This window comes from Pseudomonas sp. PS02290 (genome assembly GCF_029960075.1).
Lineage (GTDB): Bacteria > Pseudomonadota > Gammaproteobacteria > Pseudomonadales > Pseudomonadaceae > Aquipseudomonas.
This window is the reverse complement of record NZ_JASCOY010000086.1, coordinates 1-19090: the sequence shown is the minus strand read 5'-3', so window position 1 is coordinate 19090 and position 19090 is coordinate 1. Positions and strand designations below refer to the sequence as shown.

The following is a 19090-nucleotide window of genomic DNA, read 5'->3' as shown; positions in this document are numbered from 1 at the left end:
GAGCGAGCTTGCTCGCGAATGCGTCAGTTCAGGCTACTAAAACTGTCTGTCATGCCGCTTTCGCGAGCAAGCTCGCTCCCACAAGCGTGGGAACAATCACTCGGAGGAGTGAGCCTTAGTGATGCTCCCGCGTTGCGCGGAATTTCACGTCAGGCCAGCGCTCTTCCATCAAGGCCAGGTTGACCCGCGTTGGCGCGAGGTAGGTCAGGTGACCGCCGCCGTCCACGGCCAGGTTTTCCACGGCCTTGTTCTCGAATTCCTCGAGCTTCTTCTTGTCGCTGCAATCGATCCAGCGGGCTGACCACACGGTGATCGGCTCGTAGGCGCACTCGACTTTGTATTCTTCCTTCAAGCGGCTGGCGACCACATCGAACTGCAGCACACCGACGGCGCCGAGGATGATGTCGTTGCTGCGCTGCGGGAAAAACACCTGAGTGGCGCCTTCCTCGGCCAGTTGCTGCAAACCCTGACGCAGCTGCTTGGATTTCAGCGGATCTTTCAGGCGCACGCGGCGGAACAGCTCCGGGGCGAAGTGCGGAATGCCCGTGAAGCCCAGCGCCTCGCCTTCAGTGAACGTATCGCCGATCTGAATCGTGCCGTGGTTGTGCAGGCCGATGATGTCGCCGGCGTAGGCTTCTTCCAGCTGCTCACGCTCGCTGGAGAAGAACGTCAGCGCGTCACCGATGCGCACGTCCTTGCCGGTGCGCACATGGCGCATCTTCATGCCCTTGTCGTACTTGCCCGAGCAGATGCGCATGAACGCGATGCGGTCGCGGTGTTTCGGGTCCATGTTCGCTTGAATCTTGAACACGAAGCCGGCAAATTTTTCCTCGACCGGCTCGACCGTGCGCTCGTTGGCAACCCGGGCCAGTGGCTTCGGTGCCCAATTCACGACGGCGTCCAGAACGTGGTCGACACCGAAGTTGCCCAGCGCCGTGCCGAAGAACACCGGGGTCAACTGGCCGTCGAGGAATTCCTGCTGGTTGAATTCATGACAGGCGCCTTGCACCAGTTCCAGCTGATCGACAAAGCGATCGTACTCATCACCCAAGTGGGCGCGCGCTTCGTCCGAGTCGAGCTTCTCGATGATTTTCACCTCGGTGCGCTCGTGACCGTGACCGGCGGTGTAGACGATGATGTAGTCGTCGGCGAGGTGATAAACGCCTTTGAAATCGCGGTAGCAACCGATCGGCCAGGTGATCGGCGCGGCCTTGATCTTCAGGACCGCTTCGATCTCGTCGAGCAGCTCGATCGGGTCACGAATGTCGCGGTCCAGCTTGTTGATGAAGCTCACGATCGGCGTGTCGCGCAGGCGGCAGACGTCCATCAGTGCGATGGTGCGGGGCTCAACCCCTTTACCGCCATCGAGCACCATCAGCGCCGAGTCGACGGCGGTCAACGTGCGGTAGGTGTCTTCGGAGAAGTCTTCGTGGCCCGGGGTGTCGAGCAGGTTGATCATGTGATCGCGATACGGGAACTGCATGACCGAGGTGGTGATGGAAATGCCGCGCTGCTTCTCCATTTCCATCCAGTCGGAGGTGGCGTGACGGTCGGATTTACGCGACTTCACCGTACCGGCGACGGAAATGGCCTTGCCCATCAGCAAGAGCTTTTCAGTGATGGTGGTCTTACCCGCATCGGGGTGGGAAATGATGGCGAAAGTGCGGCGTTTCGCGACTTCGGCGGCCTGTCTGGTCATGGGAAATCGCCCGAGAGGTGATTCAAAAAAAGGGCGGCGATTATAGCCCAAACCAAAGCAATAACCGAACCGTTCAGTCAATAAGGGGTGGCCAGATACCATCGCACGTGGGAACCTTTGCGGTTACGGAGACGTCCATTCCCTGGTATCGCAAGACGCCAAGGGTTGCAAAATCAGCAAGTTAGCTTGACGAAGCTGCGCTCATGGCTTGTGTTTTCGCCGAGGTATCAACCTTTCCGGCGACCCACCCGCTGCTCTTCGCGAACGTTCGCGTGCTGCCTGAAAAGGCCGGTTTCACGCCAGACGTTCGCCGACTGAAATAAGGAGTCCGCCCGTGGCAAATCGCTATGGCAAGGGGCTGTTGGGAGGTGTGATTGTCATCGCACTCCTGGCCCTGCTGGTCCAATGGATCGGCATCAGTACCATCAGGCAATATCAGGACGATCTGCTGTTTTATCTGCAAGCCCATGTCTGGCTTGTGTTGGCTTCGATGCTCGCGGCACTGGTGGTCGGCATCCCGACCGGCATTGTCCTTAGCCGACCGAACATGGTTGGCCGCGCCGAACGCTTCATGCAGATCTTCAACATCGGTAACACCGTTCCTCCTCTCGCCGTGCTGGCCATTGCTCTGGGTATTCTGGGCATCGGCAGCGGTCCGGCAATCTTCGCTTTGTTCCTCGCTTCGTTGTTGCCCATCGTGCGCAACACCTACGAAGGCCTGAAAAATGTTCAGGGATCCCTCAAAGAAGCCGCTCGCGGCATCGGCATGACACCGCGTCAGGTGTTGTGGCGTGTCGAGCTGCCCAACGCTGTACCGATCATCATCGGCGGTGTGCGTGTGGCGCTGGCGATCAACGTCGGGACCGCGCCACTGGCCTTCCTCATCGGCGCGAACAGCCTGGGCAGCCTGATTTTCCCCGGCATCGCCCTGAACAATCAGCCGCAACTGGTGCTGGGCGCCGCGTGTACCGCGTTGCTGGCGCTGCTGCTCGATGGCGCCGTGACCCTGGCAAGCCGTCTCTGGCTGGAACGCGGCCTGGCTCGATAACTCGAGCCCCGCTGAGAAAGGAATTGCTATGAAGAAGTTATGCACATTAATCATGGGCTTCGGGCTGTTGCTGTCCGGTTTCGCCCATGCCGCGGATGCAGCCGCTGAAACGCCGGTTCTGCGGATCGGCGCGCGGGTGTTCACCGAGCAGACCATGCTGGCCGAACTGACGGCTCAATACCTGCGCGACAAGGGCTATGACGTCCAGATCACCGGCGGCCTGGGCAGTAACCTGGCGCGCAGTGCTCAGGAAAGCGGCCAGCTGGATCTGCTGTGGGAATACACCGGTGTGTCGCTGGTGGCCTACAACCATGTCGACGAGAAGCTCGACAGCGATCAGACCTATCAGCGCGTCAAGGAACTGGACGCGAAAAAGGGGCTGGTCTGGCTGTCGCCGTCCAAGTTCAACAACACCTATGCCTTAGCTCTGCCGGACAAAATTGCCCAGCAGTATCCGCAGGTCAACACCATGTCTGACCTGACCACGGTGCTCAAGGCCGAGGCCGACAAGGGCCACATCGTCGCGCTGGACACCGAGTTCGCCAACCGTTCCGACGGTCTGGTGGGCATGGTCAAGCATTACGGCATGAACCTGGGGCGTGAAAACACTCGTCAGATGGACGCCGGCCTGGTCTACACCGCGCTGCGCAACGGGCAGGTTTTTGCGGGCCTCGTCTACACCACCGATGGCCGTCTGAACGCGTTCAAACTCAAGGTGCTGGCGGACGACAAGCACTACTTCCCGGACTACACCGCCGCACCAGTCATCCGCAAAGAGTACCTCGACAAGCACCCGGAACTGGCCGAGTTGCTCAAGCCGCTCGCTGCGCTGCTGGATAACCAGACCATGCGTACGCTGAACGCGCGCATCGACGTCGACCACGAAAGTCCTACCGTCGTGGCGGCAGAATTCTTGCGCGAGCATCCGATCAACCCTTCCGCCGACAGCGTGCCGGTCCCGCCGGCGTCGGCGGCAAAACAGGAGGAGAAACCATGAGTTTCCTCAGCGCTTTCTCCCATCTGGACTGGAATCAGGTCATGCACCTGACCCTGCAGCACATCACCCTCGTTGGCATCGCGGTGACGCTGGCGATTGTCGTCGGCGTGCCGCTCGGCGTGTTGATGATGCGCTTCCCAACCCTCGCCGGGCCGTTGCAGGCCAGCGCCACCGTGCTGCTGACCATTCCGTCGATTGCCTTGTTCGGCTTGCTGCTGCCGTTCTATTCGAAGTTCGGTCAGGGCCTCGGCCCGATGCCGGCGATCACGGCGGTGTTTCTCTACTCGCTGCTGCCGATCATGCGCAATACCTACCTGGCGCTCACCGGCGTCGAGCCCGGCATTCGTGAAGCCGCCAAGGGCATCGGCATGACCTTCGGCCAGCGCCTGCGCATGGTCGAACTGCCGATCGCCGTGCCGGTGATCCTTGCCGGCGTCCGCACCGCCGTGGTCATGAACATCGGTGTCATGACCATCGCCGCCACCATCGGCGCGGGCGGTCTGGGCGTACTCATCCTCGCTTCCATCAGCCGCAGCGATATGTCGATGCTGATCGTCGGCGCCGTACTGGTCAGCATTCTGGCCATCTTCGCCGACCTGCTTCTGCAATGGCTGCAACGCTCGCTGACTCCAAAAGGACTCCTGAAATGATCGCCAAACAAATGATTGAGCTGCAGAACCTGACCAAGACTTTCCAGAGCAACGGCAAGGAAGTGAAGGCCGTCGATTCAGTGAGCCTGACCGTCAATGAAGGCGAGATCTGCGTGTTCCTCGGTCCGTCGGGTTGCGGCAAAAGTACAACACTGAAAATGATTAACCGGCTGATCATGCCGACCTCCGGCAAAGTGCTGATCAATGGCGAGGACACCACCGGTCTCGACGAAGTCACCCTGCGCCGCAACATCGGCTACGTGATTCAGCAGATCGGCCTGTTCCCCAACATGACCATCGAGGAAAACATCGTGGTCGTGCCCAAGCTCCTGGGCTGGGACAAACAGAAATGTCACGACCGTGCTCGCGAACTGATGAGCATGATCAAGCTGGAACCCAAGCAGTACCTGCATCGCTATCCGCGCGAGTTGTCGGGTGGTCAGCAACAGCGGATCGGTGTGATTCGTGCGCTGGCCGCAGACGCGCCGCTGCTGCTGATGGACGAGCCCTTCGGTGCGGTCGACCCGATCAACCGCGAGATGATCCAGAACGAGTTTTTCGAGATGCAACGCGCGCTGAACAAGACCGTGATCATGGTCAGCCACGACATCGACGAAGCCATCAAGCTGGGCGACAAGATCGCCATCTTCCGCGCCGGCAAGCTGCTGCAGATCGATCACCCGGACACCCTGCTGGCGCACCCGGCGGATGATTTCGTCAGCAACTTCGTCGGCCAGGACAGCACGCTCAAGCGCCTGCTGCTGGTCAAGGCCGAAGACGCGGCGGACAACGCGCCGTCCGTGAGCCCGGAAACCCCGGTCGCCGATGCGCTGGAAATCATGGACGAGAACGACCGCCGCTACGTGGTCGTCACCGATGCCGAAAACAAGGCGATGGGCTACGTCCGCCGCCGCGACCTGCACCGTCAGGCCGGCACGTGCGAGCAATACCTGCGCCCGTTCAACGGCACCGCCGCTTACGACGAACACCTGCGCATCCTGCTGTCGCGCATGTACGAGTTCAACCGCTCGTGGCTGCCGGTGCTGGATGCCGAAAATGTGTTCCTGGGTGAGGTGACGCAGGAATCTATTGCGGCTTACCTGAGTTCCGGCCAGTCGCGCGGGATGAAGACCAGCATTGTTTCGCCTGCGGAATTGGTGGAGCAGGCTGCGTTGAGTTGATGTGAAAGGTCCGGGTGCTTTTGTGCCCGGGCTACTGTTGACGGTGACGACGCTGAGTCGTTATCGCCGACAGTCAGGGTTGTAATTGGTCTGCGTGAATGACATGAGGATCAAGCCCACAGCGTTCCCAACAATCGTGATGACCATGAGCGAGTCAACGGACTGTTGAAAAACCGCTACCTGAACGATCAGCGTGTAAACGGCTGTTCCAGCAATACCCACCGTTACGACATGTCGGCCGATTGTTCTTATGGACAGCACCAGTGCTGATTGCATCAGGACCAGGAAGATCACGGTGAGGGCCGTCAACTGAGGCGCCTCAGACACGATGGTCACGAGGGCACCATCCAGCAATCCAATCGTTGCGCAGACCAGGAAAGCGAACAGTGATCTGCGCGCATATAGGTTGTGGAAGGGTTGGCCTAGATTGTTAAGTCGCTGGGTTAACAGTGTAATTAAATAAAGCGAAATGCCGCACGTTACTGAAAACGTCACACCTGTTTCCAGCTCGTAATCATCATGTATGCCACTGCCTTGCATGACTGAGCTGTAAGAAGTACACAGCACCCATCCTGTGCCCAGTGTAAGCAGAAAGCCAAATAGGCCCAATCTGCCTGACTTTCTTATATTCGTCAGAGCGATGATGATCGAGCTCACCGAGAAGGCGATGCCGGCAAACACGGCTGGGTTAAGGTTTAGCAAAGCTGTGTAGCCACTTGCCCAGCAGGTGAACGTAAACAGGGTGATCCAAAAATAGTTCTTGATCAGTTGTCTTGAAGAGAATGTGGTGGTTGGCGGAGTGGGGGTAAACAGGAATAGTGGTAACGCTATGATGATTGATGCCAACGATGCAACGGCGGCAAGGACGATGGGTTCCAAGTCCACGTTCTGTTTGTAAGTGATGTAATTCATTGTCATGGTATTGCCAGTTAGAAAAATAATTAGTGCGGTCAGGCCTAGCGAGTAAAGTTTTTTCATATTCAAGTCAATGTGTCGTGGCTGTAGTCTGTTTTTTGAATGAATCGATATATGCCTTGTGGCATCCATCTCTGTCTGATTCGTCCTCTATTTGCGTGATATACCCTAAATGGTATCGGCAGTAATCGATCAAGTCCTGGCGGTCGTCATCCCTCAGCTCATGCACCGGATCAAAATCGCTGTCGGTCGCGAACATATTCTCGAATTCGATTTGTAGGGCGGGTTCTTTTTTTATAAAAAATACGGTGATGTTGTCTTCCGCCCAGTGCGTGTCGTAGTAGCCGATGTTGAGGACGGTCCATGCTGTGATGATAAGAACCACCGTAAACAAGAGAATAATCTTTTTCATTCTTGTAGTGGCCTGTGTAGTCCGGTAGTGGCACGCACTACTTTCACAAAATTCATTCCAATATTTCCGGGGCAGATTTTATGCTGATCCTCCGTCTGATGAGGGAACTCTCTGTGGCCGCCGAGGTGTTTTATAGGAAACTCGCGGTTTAAAGCCCTGATCAGATTGATAGCAGCCTCCTGCTGAATATTTGGCACTTGCATCGTGGTGTTAATTCCAAGGTGACTGAAAATCGTACGTGCTACCGCAGTCAGCCCTCCGCCCTCTTCTGGACTACTTAGGTTGTCCAGAAGCACGATGCCTAACACGTTGGAGTTATAAAGCTTGAGGTGTTCGCCCTTGAAGCGTATGTCCCTACCTTCGTAGACGACGCCGGAACAGTCGATTCCAAAATGGTAACCGACGTCATCAGACTTTTCGGCCATTTGAGAATCTTGTACATACCGCATCTGTTCGGCCCCAATAACGCATGCGTAGCTTCTCCCCGCGTGATGAAGTGCAACCATGCTGTAATCCCAGTCTCGGTCCAACGGCTTTTTAGGCGAAGTCGCATGCCACTCCGAACGTTCAACAAACCCGTGCCCCAGCTCCCGCACTTTCCGAATAATCGCCTCTCGCGTCGCGGCCCGATCATTCACGGTGATCACCATGGGCTTCGGCGCATCCCCATGGATCAACGTCTCCACGCGCGTTGTGGTCGTCACTTCGCGCGTGGTCATTCCCGCAAGCTCACTCAACTCTCGCACTGGCGAGCGGAACATGACGTGGAGAGACACGACGGACTCCGCTGAAGAACCCTCAACGCGGGCCAGTCCATAGCTGTCGGTGATACCGGTCTTCTGCTGACCGTCCACCCTCGCCACAAACGCCCGGTTCACCAGCGGCTGTCCCGTTTCGCTGTCGCGGATGACGAAGGTACGGACGAAGACTTTTCCCGACGCCCGAGTGGTGTGTGGATAAAGAGAAGGCGGGGTACTCGACGTGGGCGTCACGTGGCGTGGCGTCGCAGGAGTAGGCGCAACGCGAGCGGCTCCCGCGCGGCCTGACCGCGAAGCAATCAATCGATTCGTGCCCGGCGGACACGCGCACAACACAAGCGCGTCATGCACGGCGGTCGGGATGCCTAGCCACACGAAGCGACTGTCCCCTTCGACGATTTCACCGGTCTGCCCACACACGCCGCAAGGGCTGGTCTTGTCGCCGAGCCGCAATGCCATCCGGCCCTGTTCCAGCGATGACTGCACAAGACTGGCGTGGCAGATTGCGCCGGTGGTGGTGACGTCACCGTCGAGGCCTTGCTCGCGATTGTGAATGCCGAAGAGTCCCATGCATCAGCACTCCGCAGCAGGAAGGAAATCGTCCGGCCACGCGACATCCTGGCGTTGCAGCAACAGAAGGTGTCCCTGGGGCGTATTGATGATCTCGTCGCCGTTGCTCAAGCGACTGCCAACCAGCGCAATTTGACTGTTCGCTTCTCCTGCACCGGTAAGGATCTGCGCCTCAGTGCCATCGGGGTAAACGGCGTAATCACCGACTCGTGCGCCCGCGACCTCACGGCCGTCAGCGAGCGTGAAATTCATACCCAGTGTGCCTTTCACGATGACACCGCCATCGCGGGTCTGGCTGCGTTCCGCTGCTTGAACGCTTCGTTCTCTTTTACCCGAGCCAAGGCTTCCGGACTGAACGTGGCAAGCGCCTCGTCTGAAAAGTGCGGTCGATTCTGATCACGCAGGTACTCGGCGGTGATGTCGTTGTTGTACAGCGGGGAAAGGGCGTTCTCTTGCATGACGCTGATCCTTGGCCGGGTTGATTCGCCTCCTCGTACCGTTCGTGCGAGGTGAATGAACGCCAACCCTAGTGATCAGGATCAATGGGATACGTGGGGGAGAGAGATCCGGTGCGTAGGGCATTTCGGGTGATCAGGTAGCCGATGTCTGACGGACAGGTGGCTTTCGTAACGGATCGCCCATTTGCCACCCACCGGGAACATCACCCTGTCACATCGGTCGGTTACTACGGGTTGATTGAACGCGCGTGGATTCCCGTCTGGCAAAAACGGGCAGAAACGCGACATTTTTAGTTGATCTCCGGCCCCTCAGGTCCTACAGTTCGCGCCGAACGTCCATGCTGGAAACGATCCATCCGGCTCAAGTACTGACGACGAGACAGCAAGGCCACGGGACATCGCGTTCCCATGGCCTTTTTGCTTTCGGCCGAGCAGCCTTGGGAAGTAGGCGAACCAAAGTGGGGATACGGAGGACGTTCACGAGCCGTGCGCTCACACCCATTGTTTTTTACCGTTTGCCAACAGGAGTCCCCGCATGTCGATCCAGGTCGAAGATTATTTCGAGAAAAGCACCTTCGATAAAATGAAGGCGTTTGCCGACAAGCAAGAAACCCCGTTCGTGGTCATCGACACCGCGATGATCAGCAAGGCCTACGACGACCTGCGTGCAGGCTTCGAATTCGCCAAAGTGTATTACGCGGTCAAAGCCAACCCGGCGGTCGAAATCATCGACCTGCTGAAGGAAAAAGGCTCCAGCTTCGACATCGCCTCGATCTACGAGCTGGACAAAGTGATGGACCGCGGCGTCAGCCCGGATCGCATCAGCTACGGCAACACCATCAAGAAATCCAAAGACATTCGCTACTTCTACGAGAAGGGCGTGCGTCTGTTCTCCACCGACTCCGAAGCCGACCTGCGCAACATCGCCAAGGCTGCGCCGGGCTCGAAAGTCTACGTTCGCATCCTCACCGAAGGCTCGACCACGGCTGACTGGCCGCTGTCACGCAAGTTCGGTTGCCAGACCGACATGGCCATGGACCTGCTGATTCTGGCCCGTGAACTGGGCCTAGTGCCTTACGGCATCTCGTTCCACGTCGGTTCGCAGCAGCGCGACATCAGCGTCTGGGACGCCGCGATCGCCAAAGTGAAAGTGATCTTCGAGCGTCTGAAAGAAGAAGACGGCATCGTGCTCAAGCTGATCAACATGGGCGGCGGCTTCCCGGCCAACTACATCACCCGCACCAACAGCCTGGAAACCTACGCTGAAGAAATCATCCGCTATCTGAAAGAAGACTTCGGTGATGACCTGCCGGAAATCATTCTGGAGCCGGGCCGTTCGTTGATCGCCAACGCCGGTATTCTGGTCAGCGAAGTGGTGCTGGTGTCGCGTAAATCCCGCACCGCCGTCGAGCGTTGGGTGTACACGGACGTGGGCAAGTTCTCCGGCCTGATCGAAACCATGGACGAAGCCATCAAGTTCCCGATCTGGACCGAGAAGAAAGGCGAAGTGGAAGAAGTCGTCATCGCCGGCCCGACCTGCGACAGCGCCGACATCATGTACGAGAACTACAAGTACGGCTTGCCGCTGAACCTGGCCATCGGTGATCGTCTGTACTGGCTGTCCACGGGTGCGTACACCACCAGCTACAGCGCTGTGGAATTTAACGGCTTCCCGCCGCTGAAGTCTTACTACGTGTAAATCTGCGCAGTAACGAGAAAACGGCACCCGGTGGGTGCCTTTTTTTTGCGGTTCAAATACTGAATCGAAGAATACTGTCGAGGGTGTAGTTGATCAGCCGCTGAGCCTCGCGTGCTGAGATGGCCGCGGATTGACACGACACGGTCATGCGCCGCGCGGGTTGATTGGCCTTGAGCGCCTGGACTTCACGGAGTGTGGCGTTCAAGAGGCCGGACAATCGCGAGCAATAGGCTCCCATATTTCCTGCCGAGAGGATCGTCGTATTGTAGGCGCGACGATGCCATTGCATTGCGCCTCTTGCCGAATCCACACTGCTCTCGTCCGTCACCGCGCTGCTCAGCGTTTCCGGTACGTTGCTGGACTTTCCTTTAACCAGCAGCCCTTTTCGTTTCGCATATTCATACGTCCTGACGTTCATGAAATCGATGAACCGGGGAATGGTCTGCCTTGCGCATTCGATGATGCGGTCGCATTCCGCCTGTTGCCGCTTGAACTCTGCATCGTGGCGCAGCAGATCCTGTGTGAGCTGCGCGATTCGGCTGTCGAACGGGTTGCTGTCCAGCAGTGCGACCAGCTCAGCCAGTGTCTTTTTGGTGTCGTGATGGAGCGAGCGAATCTGCTTCACGCTGCTGCTCCAGAGCGTACTGCCCTGCCGCGCGATGGCGACGGCTTGATCCATCGCAGGCTCCCTGTATTTACCGTATTCGGCTTGAGGCACCAAACCGAGTTTGATCTTGAAGGCTTCAATGTGTTGGGGAAGTTTTTCCAGATAGCCGATGTTGTATCCCAAGTACCCGACATCGTCGTATTCGATGAGATGTGTTGTCATGATGCCGCCCTCCATGGCGTTACAGCGCAAACTCGTTGTGTTGCCACTGCGCGGTGGCGTAGGTCTTGTCTACGTCGAAGCGTTCGAATTCGTCATGCCTGATGCCCATAATTCTTGCGGAACTCGCGGTCTGCCTCTTTGAACACTTTGAGCAACGTGTCCGCTTCCCGTTTTATCTGGGTCCAGGGTTCAGCCACCAGATTAAAAGCGTTCATGAGGCGGCGCATTGACAGCGCGTTATCAATTTTGCCCGCTTCTTGAGCCGAGTGGATCAGGAAAATATGCAGACCGTTCCACACCACAACCATGTTCTGGATGGCAATGTCTGCATCCAGAATGATCAGGCTTAGATCATGCAGATCATGACGAACGCGCTGCAGTGAGGCGTGGATTCGGTTTTTTTGCTCCAGTAGACGAATGCTGCTCTCTTGTTCCAGGCGCAATGCATTGATCTTTCTACGCACTTTGCCTGCTTCAACCCCGTAGTAAATACCCAAGCCGATCAGGGCAAAACTGGCACCCACCGACTTTTTGATCAGCGTTTTGTATGCCCGCTGTTTTTCTTCAATGTCTGCGGCACGTCGGTTGATGGCGTCGTTCAGCGTTTTGATGTCGGCCGGCACATTATTATTGTCGATGCTCTTTAACTTGAGCTGTACGTCGGGCATTACCCGTGTCGACAACTCCCGCGAAAAGGCATCGAGCCGACCCTTGAGTGCTTCGGTTGTGCTACGTCGATGCAGAACGAGCGCGGCGACCTGCTCGATGTAATGCAGAAAGTCCTGGTGATCGGTCGGCTCGAGCGTCTCTGCAGCCTTTGCCCTGATCTCGTTATAAAGCTCTCTTACACCGTTGCCGTAAACTTGCATCTGATCGGCGAACACCCACAACTCGCTGCCTACGTTCATCAGGTCGGTACGAAGTGGTTTCCATTGCGCGGCGTGAAGATGAATGCGATTGAAACTCGCCTGAAAATCCCTGGCTTCAAGATTCAGGCCGGCGCCTGTTTCGTAGCCCAGATACCAGACAACATCTTTGAGTGCGATGGGAAGCGCGAGACCGTGGGTTGTATAACGCATAAGGTCAATCAGTTGTGATTTGGTCAGGAAGAGGCCTGGCGCGCGAATGGCTTCTTCTACCGTACCCGCTGCAGCGGAAATCAACGTGCAGGGCAGGCGCTCTGCCAAGTCAAGTTTCTCATCCCGAACGGGTGCGTCATCCATGGCTCCGGATGATTTCATATCGTTAATCCTTTAATGAGATGAATGGTGTGAAGGGGAGGCCTGACGTGAACCAGGCGCTCCGGCATGGGGCCGGGAAGAACATCCCTTGTACTTCCCGGCCTGCATTGTTGCGCGTTGGCGGATGAAATCAGGCCATGACTTTCAAGTGTTTTGCCAGCGACAGCGCGTCAACGCTGAACTGAGTGACCGCGTCCTGATCACCACCGTTTACGGTGTTGTAAGTCGCGAGGAAGGCCCGTTTGGCCGCGACACATTTCTCGAACTCGGTGATGTACTGCGCTCGATGGTCATCGAAGTTATGGCACGCCGTGATCAGCTCTTTTTTTAATGTGACCAGGCGCAACTCATTGGTCTTCGCGTAAGTGCTGCTGATCAGGTCATCAATCTGTTTGCGCAGGGTGTTGCGGGCTTCAACCATCCCCAGGTAGTTGATCAGGCTTTCGGCCCGTTCCAGGACCTGTTGCGCCAAGCCGATGGCGGCCTCTACGGCAATCAACTGGGGGGGTGTCATGCCCATTTTGACCAGCTCCTGAGCGGTCAGCGCTGTGTCTTTGGCCAGCTCGGTGAAGCCCTTGGCTTCGATCAGTGCCATGGCGTCAGTCAGCGCTTTGCGCTTTGCTTCCAGCGTGTCCTGGCGTTCTTTGATCTTCAGCACTTCTGCCGGCAGGCGCGCCTGGTCGGCTTCAAGCTGCTTGATGTACGTCCCAGTGGCAGCTCGATCAATCGGCGTTGCCATGGCCGTGATCAGATTGTGGAGCATCAGCTCTTTATTGCCCACGGTGTTCATGATGGTCTGAATTCGAATGACGATGTCTTCAATGATTTCTTCTTTGTCGGACTCAGGGGCGCCCTGGAACTCACTTTGAAGTTCTCTGAGGGCGCCTACTTGAATCCCTAAAACAGTACCCAGTGATTGAACGGTGTCCCGAAGTCTGAAGTCAGACTCACGTATCGCTTTGTCCAGTTCAGAGACTCGGTTGTGCAATGACGGCAGATACTGTGTCTGAATGAACAGAGCTTTCATTTGAATGGTTGCATCGTTGGCATTGGCTTTCGCCTGTTTGAACGCTTGAACGTTCAGCTCCGGGTAGTCGAGGCTGCCTGGAAATTGAGAAATGTTATTCATGTTTAAACTCCGTAATCTTCTCTGAATTCGCGGTCCGCTTCTGCGAACACGTGTTGTAATTTTTGGGCGTCCACTTCAATGGTTTCCCACGGTTTAACCACGAGATTGAATTGGTTGCGGAACCTGCGCATGGACAGGCCGTCGTGGATACCATCTACTTCAGCGGCGGAAGCAGCGATGAACGTGCTTAACGAGTTCCAGACACTGATCAGGTTTTGGGTGGCGATGTCGGCATCGATTACAATCAGATCGAGGTTCTGGAAGTCCATCCGTATACGACCCAGCGACGCCAGGATCCGGTTTTTCTTCGCCATCAGCGCGATATCTTTTTCTTGCTCTTCGGTGAGCTTGTTGCGTTCCTTGCGGATTTTTTCGGCCTGGACGCTGGAGTAAATCATCATGACCAGGTTGCCCATGACGGCACCAATGGCCTGCTTGACCATCTCTTTGTATTCTTTGTTCTTCTCTTCAATGGCCAGCGCGCGGTTATCGATTTTCACCTGAAGCGCCTGGATCTCGCTGCTCATGGTGTTGTTGTCGATGCTCGCCAATTTCAGCTTGATGGCGGGGCCAACCTGTTGGGCCAGTTGTCGGCCGAATGAGTCCAGGCGCTGTTTTATTGCAAGCGCCTCCGCCTCTTGCTCTTTTACTTTCTTGAGTATTTCATCCAGATAAAAACCCAAATCAAGACGATCCATAGCCTCAATGCCGGGAAATTTTTTGCCCAGCTTAAGTTCGGCTTTTCGCAGATCTTCAAGTGTCTTGATGTTGTATTTTTCGATCAGGCCCAATACCGCCATATCATCGAATACTTCCCTCATGCTCGCGCCATAGACTTGCATGGAGCCGGCGAATACCACGAGTTTGGTATTGACGGTCAGCAGGTCGGTGCGCAGCGGATTCCACAGCCTGGCGTGGCCATTGACGAGCTTGAAGGTGCGCTGGAAGTCAACGGGCTCCAGCCCGAGACCGGCGCCGTTTTCATAGCCCAGATAAGCGATGACGTTGTCCAGTTCGGTCGGAAGGGCCAGGCCGGCGATTTCATATTTCTTGAGGTGCTTGAGCTGCTCTTTGGTCAGTATCAGCCCGGTGTCCCGGGTATCGCTCCCGTTTGTTGCGACCGATGAACCGAAAAGGCTTGCAGGATCACTCGCTGCGTCGGTGACGAGGTTTTCCGTAAGTTGAGACATATCATTAGTCCTTTAATGATGCGTATTAAATGTTCTGAAGCTCATTAACGCTTCAGATGCAGAATGGTTAAGGTGTCTGCACGAGAAGGAGAGTAAGTCGTGTTTTTGAGGCGGTCAAAGTGCGAAGGCAGTCTGAGTTTGTAGGATGATTCCTTCCCGCCCATGCGCAACGTTGGCATGTCCCCGGAAATGGGGGCGTGACACACGATTGAGGGCTGCTCGTGAAACTGTGGTTGGCAAATGAACTTACAATTGGCGGTTATATAACTTTCAGTAGTTCACGATATTCCGCCGCGTCTGCTTCATTTCCCAACTCCGCCGCCCGCTTATGGTAATCGAGAGCCAGCGCTCGAACCTGAGGATGGGGTGCTTGCAACAGCGTCTTGCGACTGACCCGCAGGAAGTTGAGATTGCCATTCTGCACGGCAGTTTTCAGCCAGCCGACGGCTTCCTCCACGCGTCCGTGATCTGCCAGCACTGCGGCATGACTGAACTGCCCACGGAAATCACCTGCCTGCGCCGACCGTTGATACCACTCATGGGCTGCAGCGAGATCCTGCTCGCAGCACAGACCCTCTTCCAGATAACGCCCCAGCAGATTCATCGACTTCGCGTGGCCCAGCTCTGCCGCCTTGCGATAGCAGGCCAGCGCGCGGGCCTGATCTTTGTTCACCCCGCGCCCGGTGGCGAGCAGGTTGCCGTAGTTATAAAAGCCCCAGTCCAGACCGGCCTCGGCGGCGAGGCGATAATGCTCGGCAGCCTTTGCCGCGTCCGGTTCGCAGCCCCACCCATGCTCGTGGCAGCGGCCAGCCATGTTCTGCGCCATCGCGTGGCCGCGACGGGCCGCAATCTGGAACCAGACCAGCGCCAGCGCCGGGTCGCGTTCTATGCCGGTGCCGTCGAGCAATATCTGCCCGAGCAGCGCTTGGGCGTCGACGATGTTGGCCTGCGCCGCGATCAGAATCGCCCGTGCGGCACTGGCTGAACTGTCTTCAAGCATGGCGCGCAATTGGTCGCCGTCGAGCACCTCTTCACGTCGCAGATTCCAGGTCATGACTCAGACCTCGACCCACTGCCGCAGCAGGTTGTGATAGGTGCCGGTGAGTTGCAGCAGTGAAGGATGATCGGGCACGTCGCGGCTCAATTGCTGAATGGCCGCGTCCATTTCGAACAGCAGCGTGCGGTGGCCATCGTCCCGCACCAGGCTCTGGGTCCAGAAGAACGAGGCGTACCGCGCGCCCCGTGTCACAGCATTGACTTTGTGCAGACTGCTGGCCGGATAAAGCAGCAGGTCACCCGCCGGCAGCTTGACCTGACGGGTGCCGAAGGTGTCCTGAATCACCAGCTCGCCGCCGTCGTAATCATCGGGATCGCTGAAGAACAGCGTCGATGACAAATCCGTGCGCACACGCTCGGTGCTGCCCTTGGCCTGACGCACGGCGTTGTCGATGTGGAAATCGAAACTGCCGCCGCCGGTGTAGCAATTCACCAATGGCGGGAAGACCTTGTGGGGCAGGGCGGCGGACATGAACAGCGGATTCTGCCACAGGCGCTCAAGCATCGCCGCGCCAATCTCCACGGCAAGTGGATGGCCCTCCGGCAACTGCAGGTTGTGCTTGGCTTTCGCCGACTGGTGCCCGGCGGTGATCTTGCCGTCCGCCCATTGGGTTTCCTCCAGCGCCTGTCGGATGCGACGCACCTCCTCGGGTGAAAACAGACCGGGGATATGTAGGAGCATGAATCGCGACCTGCGAGAAGAATGAAGCGGCGGATGATAGTGATTCTTATTGGTCGTGTAAAACGCCTCCCGCGCGTGTGAATGGGCAGATGTGAAAATTGAGTAATGGGAAAGTGTAAAGAATGTAAGTTTTCTGCGAATGCGAAGCAGTCTCAACTATATTCCGCCGCCTTATTGTTTCCTTGGGGAAGGAAAATGTCGCGCCAAGCACAACCGGTTACCGCCTATTCGCAGCGTTCCATTGTCAGCGCCGTGGGCGTCGCCCTTGCGGCGATGTCAGCCGCCCATATGGCGCAGGCTGCGGAACCTGCATCGGATGCTCTGAATCTCGGGGCCACCAATATCGACGGCGAGCGGGCCGACACGGCTTACAAGACCGAAGAATCGGCCTCGAAAAAGTACACCGCACCCCTGCGCGAAACGCCGAAGAGCGTCACGGTGATTCCGCAGCAAGTCATCCGCGATACCGCAGCGACGAGCCTGGCTGACGCATTGCGCACCACCCCCGGCATTACTTTTGGTGCGGGCGAGGGCGGCAACCCGAATGCGGATCGTCCGATCATTCGCGGCTTCAACGCAGAGAGCGACGTATTCGTCGACGGCATGCGCGACGTAGCGGCCCAGAGCCGGGAGATTTTCAACGTCGAATCAGTCGAGGTCAGCAAAGGCCCGGGCTCGGCGTTCACGGGTGCAGGCTCCACGGGTGGCAGCCTGAACCTCGTCACCAAGGGCGCTCATCTGGGCGATGCCTTCAACGGCGGCTACACCTTCGGTTCGGACCAGACCCAGCGCTACACCCTGGACGTCAACAAGCAGATGACCGACACCTCGGCCTTCCGCCTGAACCTGATGAAGCATGATTCCAACGTCGCCGGCCGCAACGATGTCGACAACAGCCGTTGGGGCGTTGCGCCTTCGTTCGCGTTCGGTCTGGGCACCGACACGCGGGTCAAGGTCGACTATTACCACCTGTCCACCGACGACATGCCCGACTACGGCATCCCGCTGACCAACACCACCGGCCGCAGCAAGTACGTGGTCGACAAGCCGGCCCACGTCAACGAAAACAACTTCTACGGCCTGACCGACCGCGATTACCGCAAGAGCGTCAACGACAGCGGCACGATCCGCCTCGAACACGACCTCAACGACAACCTGACGATCTCCAACAGCTTCCGCATGTCGCGCTCGACGCTGGACTACATCGTCACTAACCCGGACGACAGCCGCGGCAACGTCGCCAGGGGCCTCGTCTCGCGCTCCGCGAAGAGCCGCAATTCCACCTCCAGCGGCTTCGTCAACCAGACTGACCTGCAAGCGAAATTCGACACCGGTTTCATTCAGCACAGCCTGGTGACCGGCCTCGAGTTTTCGTATCAGGACACCCACAACCGCGGCTACAACGTGCTCAGTGCCAGTGGCGGGACCATCGGCTCGACGTGTAACGCAGCGCTCTTGGCGTCCGGCGACTGCACCAGCCTGTCCAACCCGTCGCCGAAAGACGACTGGAACGGCACCATCACCGACAGCCAGGCGTACACCGATACCGACACCAAAACCAGTGCCGCGTATGTGTTCGACACGCTGAAATTCAACGAGCAGTGGTCGTTGAACCTCGGCCTGCGTTACGACGATTACGACGTGCGTTCCAGCGGTTACAGCACCGGTGGCCGGGGCTCGGTGGCGGGCAGCTTCAAGCGTGAAAACACCAGCCAGCTGTGGAATTATCAGGTCGGCGTGACCTACAAGCCACTGCCGAACGGCAGCATCTACGCGGCATGGTCGACGTCCAGCAACCCGTCGGGTGAGACCAGCGGCAACGGTGGTCTGGAAATCGCGGCGAACAACGCCAACCTCGATCCGGAAAAGAACCGCAACTACGAGCTGGGCACCAAGTGGGACTTCTTCGACGACAACCTGTCGCTGACCGCCGCGCTGTTCCGCACCGAGAAGACCAACGCGCGGGTGACCGATCCTGACAATGCGACGTTCCAGGTGCTGGACGGCGAGCAGCGTGTCGATGGTCTGGAGCTGACCTACAGCGGCAACATCACCGGCAAATGGAAAGTCTACGGCGGCTACACCTACATGGAGAGTGAGATCGTCAGTGCGACCAGCAAGGCGGATGAGGGTAATCACATGCCGAGCACGCCGCGCAACAGCTTCAATTTCTGGTCGACCTACGAACTGATGCCGAAGCTGACCGTGGGCGGCGGCGCGACGTTCGTCGATTCCCGTTTCGGCAACGAAGCCAACTCGGTGGAAGTGCCGTCCTACTGGCGCTACGACGCCATGGCCACGTACGCGCTGACAAAGAACGTCGACCTGCAACTGAACGTGCAGAACCTGACCGACAAGCGTTACTACGATCAGGTCTTCACCACCCACTACGCCCACATGGCTGCCGGGCGTACCGCGCTGATGAGTGCCAGCTTCCACTTCTGATCCGGTCACTCCCACAAGTCCGGCGAACGATCCGAAATATCGAGTCAGTCCACTGCCTCGTGGGAGCGAGCTTGCTCGCGAAGACCTGAGTTCAGTCGCTGAAGATTTCAGCGACTGTGCCGGCCTCTTCG

General features: G+C 57.5%; 18 protein-coding genes. 6 read left to right on the top strand and 12 right to left on the bottom strand.

Annotated features, from left to right (window positions below; translation table 11 throughout):
• Positions 1 to 115 precede the first annotated feature (115 nt).
• Entirely contained in the window at positions 116 to 1699 is a 1584-nt protein-coding gene (locus QMX88_RS24045) for a peptide chain release factor 3 (protein WP_282372734.1), read from the bottom strand.
• Positions 1700 to 2033: 334 nt separating this feature from the next.
• Here QMX88_RS24045 and QMX88_RS24040 point away from each other — a divergent pair, with 334 nt between their 5' ends.
• From QMX88_RS24040 to QMX88_RS24025, 4 genes are read left to right on the top strand one after another with little or no spacing between them, the layout of a single operon-like run.
• Entirely contained in the window at positions 2034 to 2747 is a 714-nt protein-coding gene (locus QMX88_RS24040) for an ABC transporter permease (RefSeq protein ID WP_074886589.1), read from the top strand.
• A gap of 28 nt (positions 2748 to 2775) precedes the next feature.
• Positions 2776 to 3744, top strand: coding sequence for a glycine betaine ABC transporter substrate-binding protein (locus QMX88_RS24035; protein ID WP_282372733.1), 969 nt, complete (start codon positions 2776 to 2778; stop codon positions 3742 to 3744).
• Complete coding sequence (locus QMX88_RS24030; protein WP_282372732.1) at positions 3741 to 4394, top strand: ABC transporter permease; 654 nt, start codon at positions 3741 to 3743, stop codon at positions 4392 to 4394. The genes QMX88_RS24035 and QMX88_RS24030 overlap by 4 nt, the downstream gene beginning before the upstream one ends.
• 11 nt (positions 4395 to 4405) lie before the next feature.
• Complete coding sequence (locus QMX88_RS24025) at positions 4406 to 5575, top strand: osmoprotectant ABC transporter ATP-binding protein OsmV (protein ID WP_282372735.1); 1170 nt, start codon at positions 4406 to 4408, stop codon at positions 5573 to 5575.
• A 60-nt stretch (positions 5576 to 5635) separates the two neighbouring features.
• On the opposite strand, the gene QMX88_RS24020 is transcribed toward QMX88_RS24025, so the two are convergent.
• The 5 genes from QMX88_RS24020 to QMX88_RS24000 are packed head-to-tail and all read right to left on the bottom strand — an operon-like array spanning position 5636 to position 8688.
• A complete protein-coding gene (locus QMX88_RS24020) occupies positions 5636 to 6553 on the bottom strand; it encodes a hypothetical protein (RefSeq protein ID WP_282372731.1) in 918 nt (305 codons plus the stop codon).
• A gap of 7 nt (positions 6554 to 6560) precedes the next feature.
• A complete protein-coding gene (locus tag QMX88_RS24015; RefSeq protein WP_192170664.1) occupies positions 6561 to 6902 on the bottom strand; it encodes a hypothetical protein in 342 nt (113 codons plus the stop codon).
• Positions 6899 to 8230, bottom strand: coding sequence for an N-acetylmuramoyl-L-alanine amidase (locus QMX88_RS24010; protein WP_282372730.1), 1332 nt, complete (start codon positions 8228 to 8230; stop codon positions 6899 to 6901). The genes QMX88_RS24015 and QMX88_RS24010 overlap by 4 nt, the downstream gene beginning before the upstream one ends.
• 3 nt (positions 8231 to 8233) lie before the next feature.
• On the bottom strand, positions 8234 to 8482 hold the full coding sequence (locus QMX88_RS24005) for a hypothetical protein (RefSeq protein WP_244655822.1): 249 nt from the start codon (positions 8480 to 8482) through the stop codon (positions 8234 to 8236).
• 14 nt (positions 8483 to 8496) lie between these two features.
• Entirely contained in the window at positions 8497 to 8688 is a 192-nt protein-coding gene (locus tag QMX88_RS24000) for a hypothetical protein (RefSeq protein ID WP_282372728.1), read from the bottom strand.
• Positions 8689 to 9223: 535 nt separating this feature from the next.
• On the opposite strand from QMX88_RS24000, the gene QMX88_RS23995 reads away from it, so the two are divergent.
• Positions 9224 to 10387 (top strand): type III PLP-dependent enzyme, encoded by a 1164-nt coding sequence (locus QMX88_RS23995; RefSeq protein ID WP_192170666.1) that lies wholly within the window; start codon positions 9224 to 9226, stop codon positions 10385 to 10387.
• A 52-nt stretch (positions 10388 to 10439) separates the two neighbouring features.
• Here the strand turns inward: QMX88_RS23995 and QMX88_RS23990 are convergent, their stop codons facing one another.
• The 6 genes from QMX88_RS23990 to QMX88_RS23965 form a co-directional block, all read right to left on the bottom strand.
• Complete coding sequence (locus QMX88_RS23990) at positions 10440 to 11216, bottom strand: hypothetical protein (RefSeq protein WP_282372726.1); 777 nt, start codon at positions 11214 to 11216, stop codon at positions 10440 to 10442.
• A gap of 92 nt (positions 11217 to 11308) precedes the next feature.
• Positions 11309 to 12457, bottom strand: coding sequence for an alpha-xenorhabdolysin family binary toxin subunit A (locus QMX88_RS23985; RefSeq protein ID WP_282372725.1), 1149 nt, complete (start codon positions 12455 to 12457; stop codon positions 11309 to 11311).
• A gap of 130 nt (positions 12458 to 12587) precedes the next feature.
• Positions 12588 to 13586 (bottom strand): alpha-xenorhabdolysin family binary toxin subunit B, encoded by a 999-nt coding sequence (locus QMX88_RS23980; protein WP_282372724.1) that lies wholly within the window; start codon positions 13584 to 13586, stop codon positions 12588 to 12590.
• 2 nt (positions 13587 to 13588) lie between these two features.
• Positions 13589 to 14776 (bottom strand): alpha-xenorhabdolysin family binary toxin subunit A, encoded by a 1188-nt coding sequence (locus QMX88_RS23975; protein WP_282372723.1) that lies wholly within the window; start codon positions 14774 to 14776, stop codon positions 13589 to 13591.
• A gap of 259 nt (positions 14777 to 15035) precedes the next feature.
• Positions 15036 to 15830 (bottom strand): tetratricopeptide repeat protein, encoded by a 795-nt coding sequence (locus QMX88_RS23970; RefSeq protein WP_282372721.1) that lies wholly within the window; start codon positions 15828 to 15830, stop codon positions 15036 to 15038.
• Positions 15831 to 15833: 3 nt separating this feature from the next.
• Positions 15834 to 16514 (bottom strand): Fe2+-dependent dioxygenase, encoded by a 681-nt coding sequence (locus tag QMX88_RS23965; protein WP_282372720.1) that lies wholly within the window; start codon positions 16512 to 16514, stop codon positions 15834 to 15836.
• 195 nt (positions 16515 to 16709) lie between these two features.
• Between QMX88_RS23965 and QMX88_RS23960 the strand changes: the two genes are divergently transcribed.
• A complete protein-coding gene (locus tag QMX88_RS23960) occupies positions 16710 to 18959 on the top strand; it encodes a TonB-dependent receptor (RefSeq protein WP_282372719.1) in 2250 nt (749 codons plus the stop codon).
• The last annotated feature ends 131 nt before the right edge of the window (positions 18960 to 19090 follow it).

Bases quoted from the DNA above. Each gene is read 5' to 3' on its own strand.
- QMX88_RS24045 (WP_282372734.1), bottom strand. From the start codon at position 1,699: ATGACCAGACAGGCCGCCGAAGTCGCGAAACGCCGCACTTTCGCCATC.
- QMX88_RS24035 (WP_282372733.1), top strand. From the start codon at position 2,776: ATGAAGAAGTTATGCACATTAATCATGGGCTTCGGGCTGTTGCTGTCC.
- QMX88_RS24030 (WP_282372732.1), top strand. From the start codon at position 3,741: ATGAGTTTCCTCAGCGCTTTCTCCCATCTGGACTGGAATCAGGTCATG.
- QMX88_RS24025 (WP_282372735.1), top strand. From the start codon at position 4,406: ATGATTGAGCTGCAGAACCTGACCAAGACTTTCCAGAGCAACGGCAAG.
- QMX88_RS24020 (WP_282372731.1), bottom strand. From the start codon at position 6,553: ATGAAAAAACTTTACTCGCTAGGCCTGACCGCACTAATTATTTTTCTA.
- QMX88_RS24015 (WP_192170664.1), bottom strand. From the start codon at position 6,902: ATGAAAAAGATTATTCTCTTGTTTACGGTGGTTCTTATCATCACAGCA.
- QMX88_RS24010 (WP_282372730.1), bottom strand. From the start codon at position 8,230: ATGGGACTCTTCGGCATTCACAATCGCGAGCAAGGCCTCGACGGTGAC.
- QMX88_RS24005 (WP_244655822.1), bottom strand. From the start codon at position 8,482: ATGAATTTCACGCTCGCTGACGGCCGTGAGGTCGCGGGCGCACGAGTC.
- QMX88_RS24000 (WP_282372728.1), bottom strand. From the start codon at position 8,688: ATGCAAGAGAACGCCCTTTCCCCGCTGTACAACAACGACATCACCGCC.
- QMX88_RS23995 (WP_192170666.1), top strand. From the start codon at position 9,224: ATGTCGATCCAGGTCGAAGATTATTTCGAGAAAAGCACCTTCGATAAA.
- QMX88_RS23990 (WP_282372726.1), bottom strand. From the start codon at position 11,216: ATGACAACACATCTCATCGAATACGACGATGTCGGGTACTTGGGATAC.
- QMX88_RS23985 (WP_282372725.1), bottom strand. From the start codon at position 12,457: ATGAAATCATCCGGAGCCATGGATGACGCACCCGTTCGGGATGAGAAA.
- QMX88_RS23980 (WP_282372724.1), bottom strand. From the start codon at position 13,586: ATGAATAACATTTCTCAATTTCCAGGCAGCCTCGACTACCCGGAGCTG.
- QMX88_RS23975 (WP_282372723.1), bottom strand. From the start codon at position 14,776: ATGTCTCAACTTACGGAAAACCTCGTCACCGACGCAGCGAGTGATCCT.
- QMX88_RS23970 (WP_282372721.1), bottom strand. From the start codon at position 15,830: ATGACCTGGAATCTGCGACGTGAAGAGGTGCTCGACGGCGACCAATTG.
- QMX88_RS23965 (WP_282372720.1), bottom strand. From the start codon at position 16,514: ATGCTCCTACATATCCCCGGTCTGTTTTCACCCGAGGAGGTGCGTCGC.
- QMX88_RS23960 (WP_282372719.1), top strand. From the start codon at position 16,710: ATGTCGCGCCAAGCACAACCGGTTACCGCCTATTCGCAGCGTTCCATT.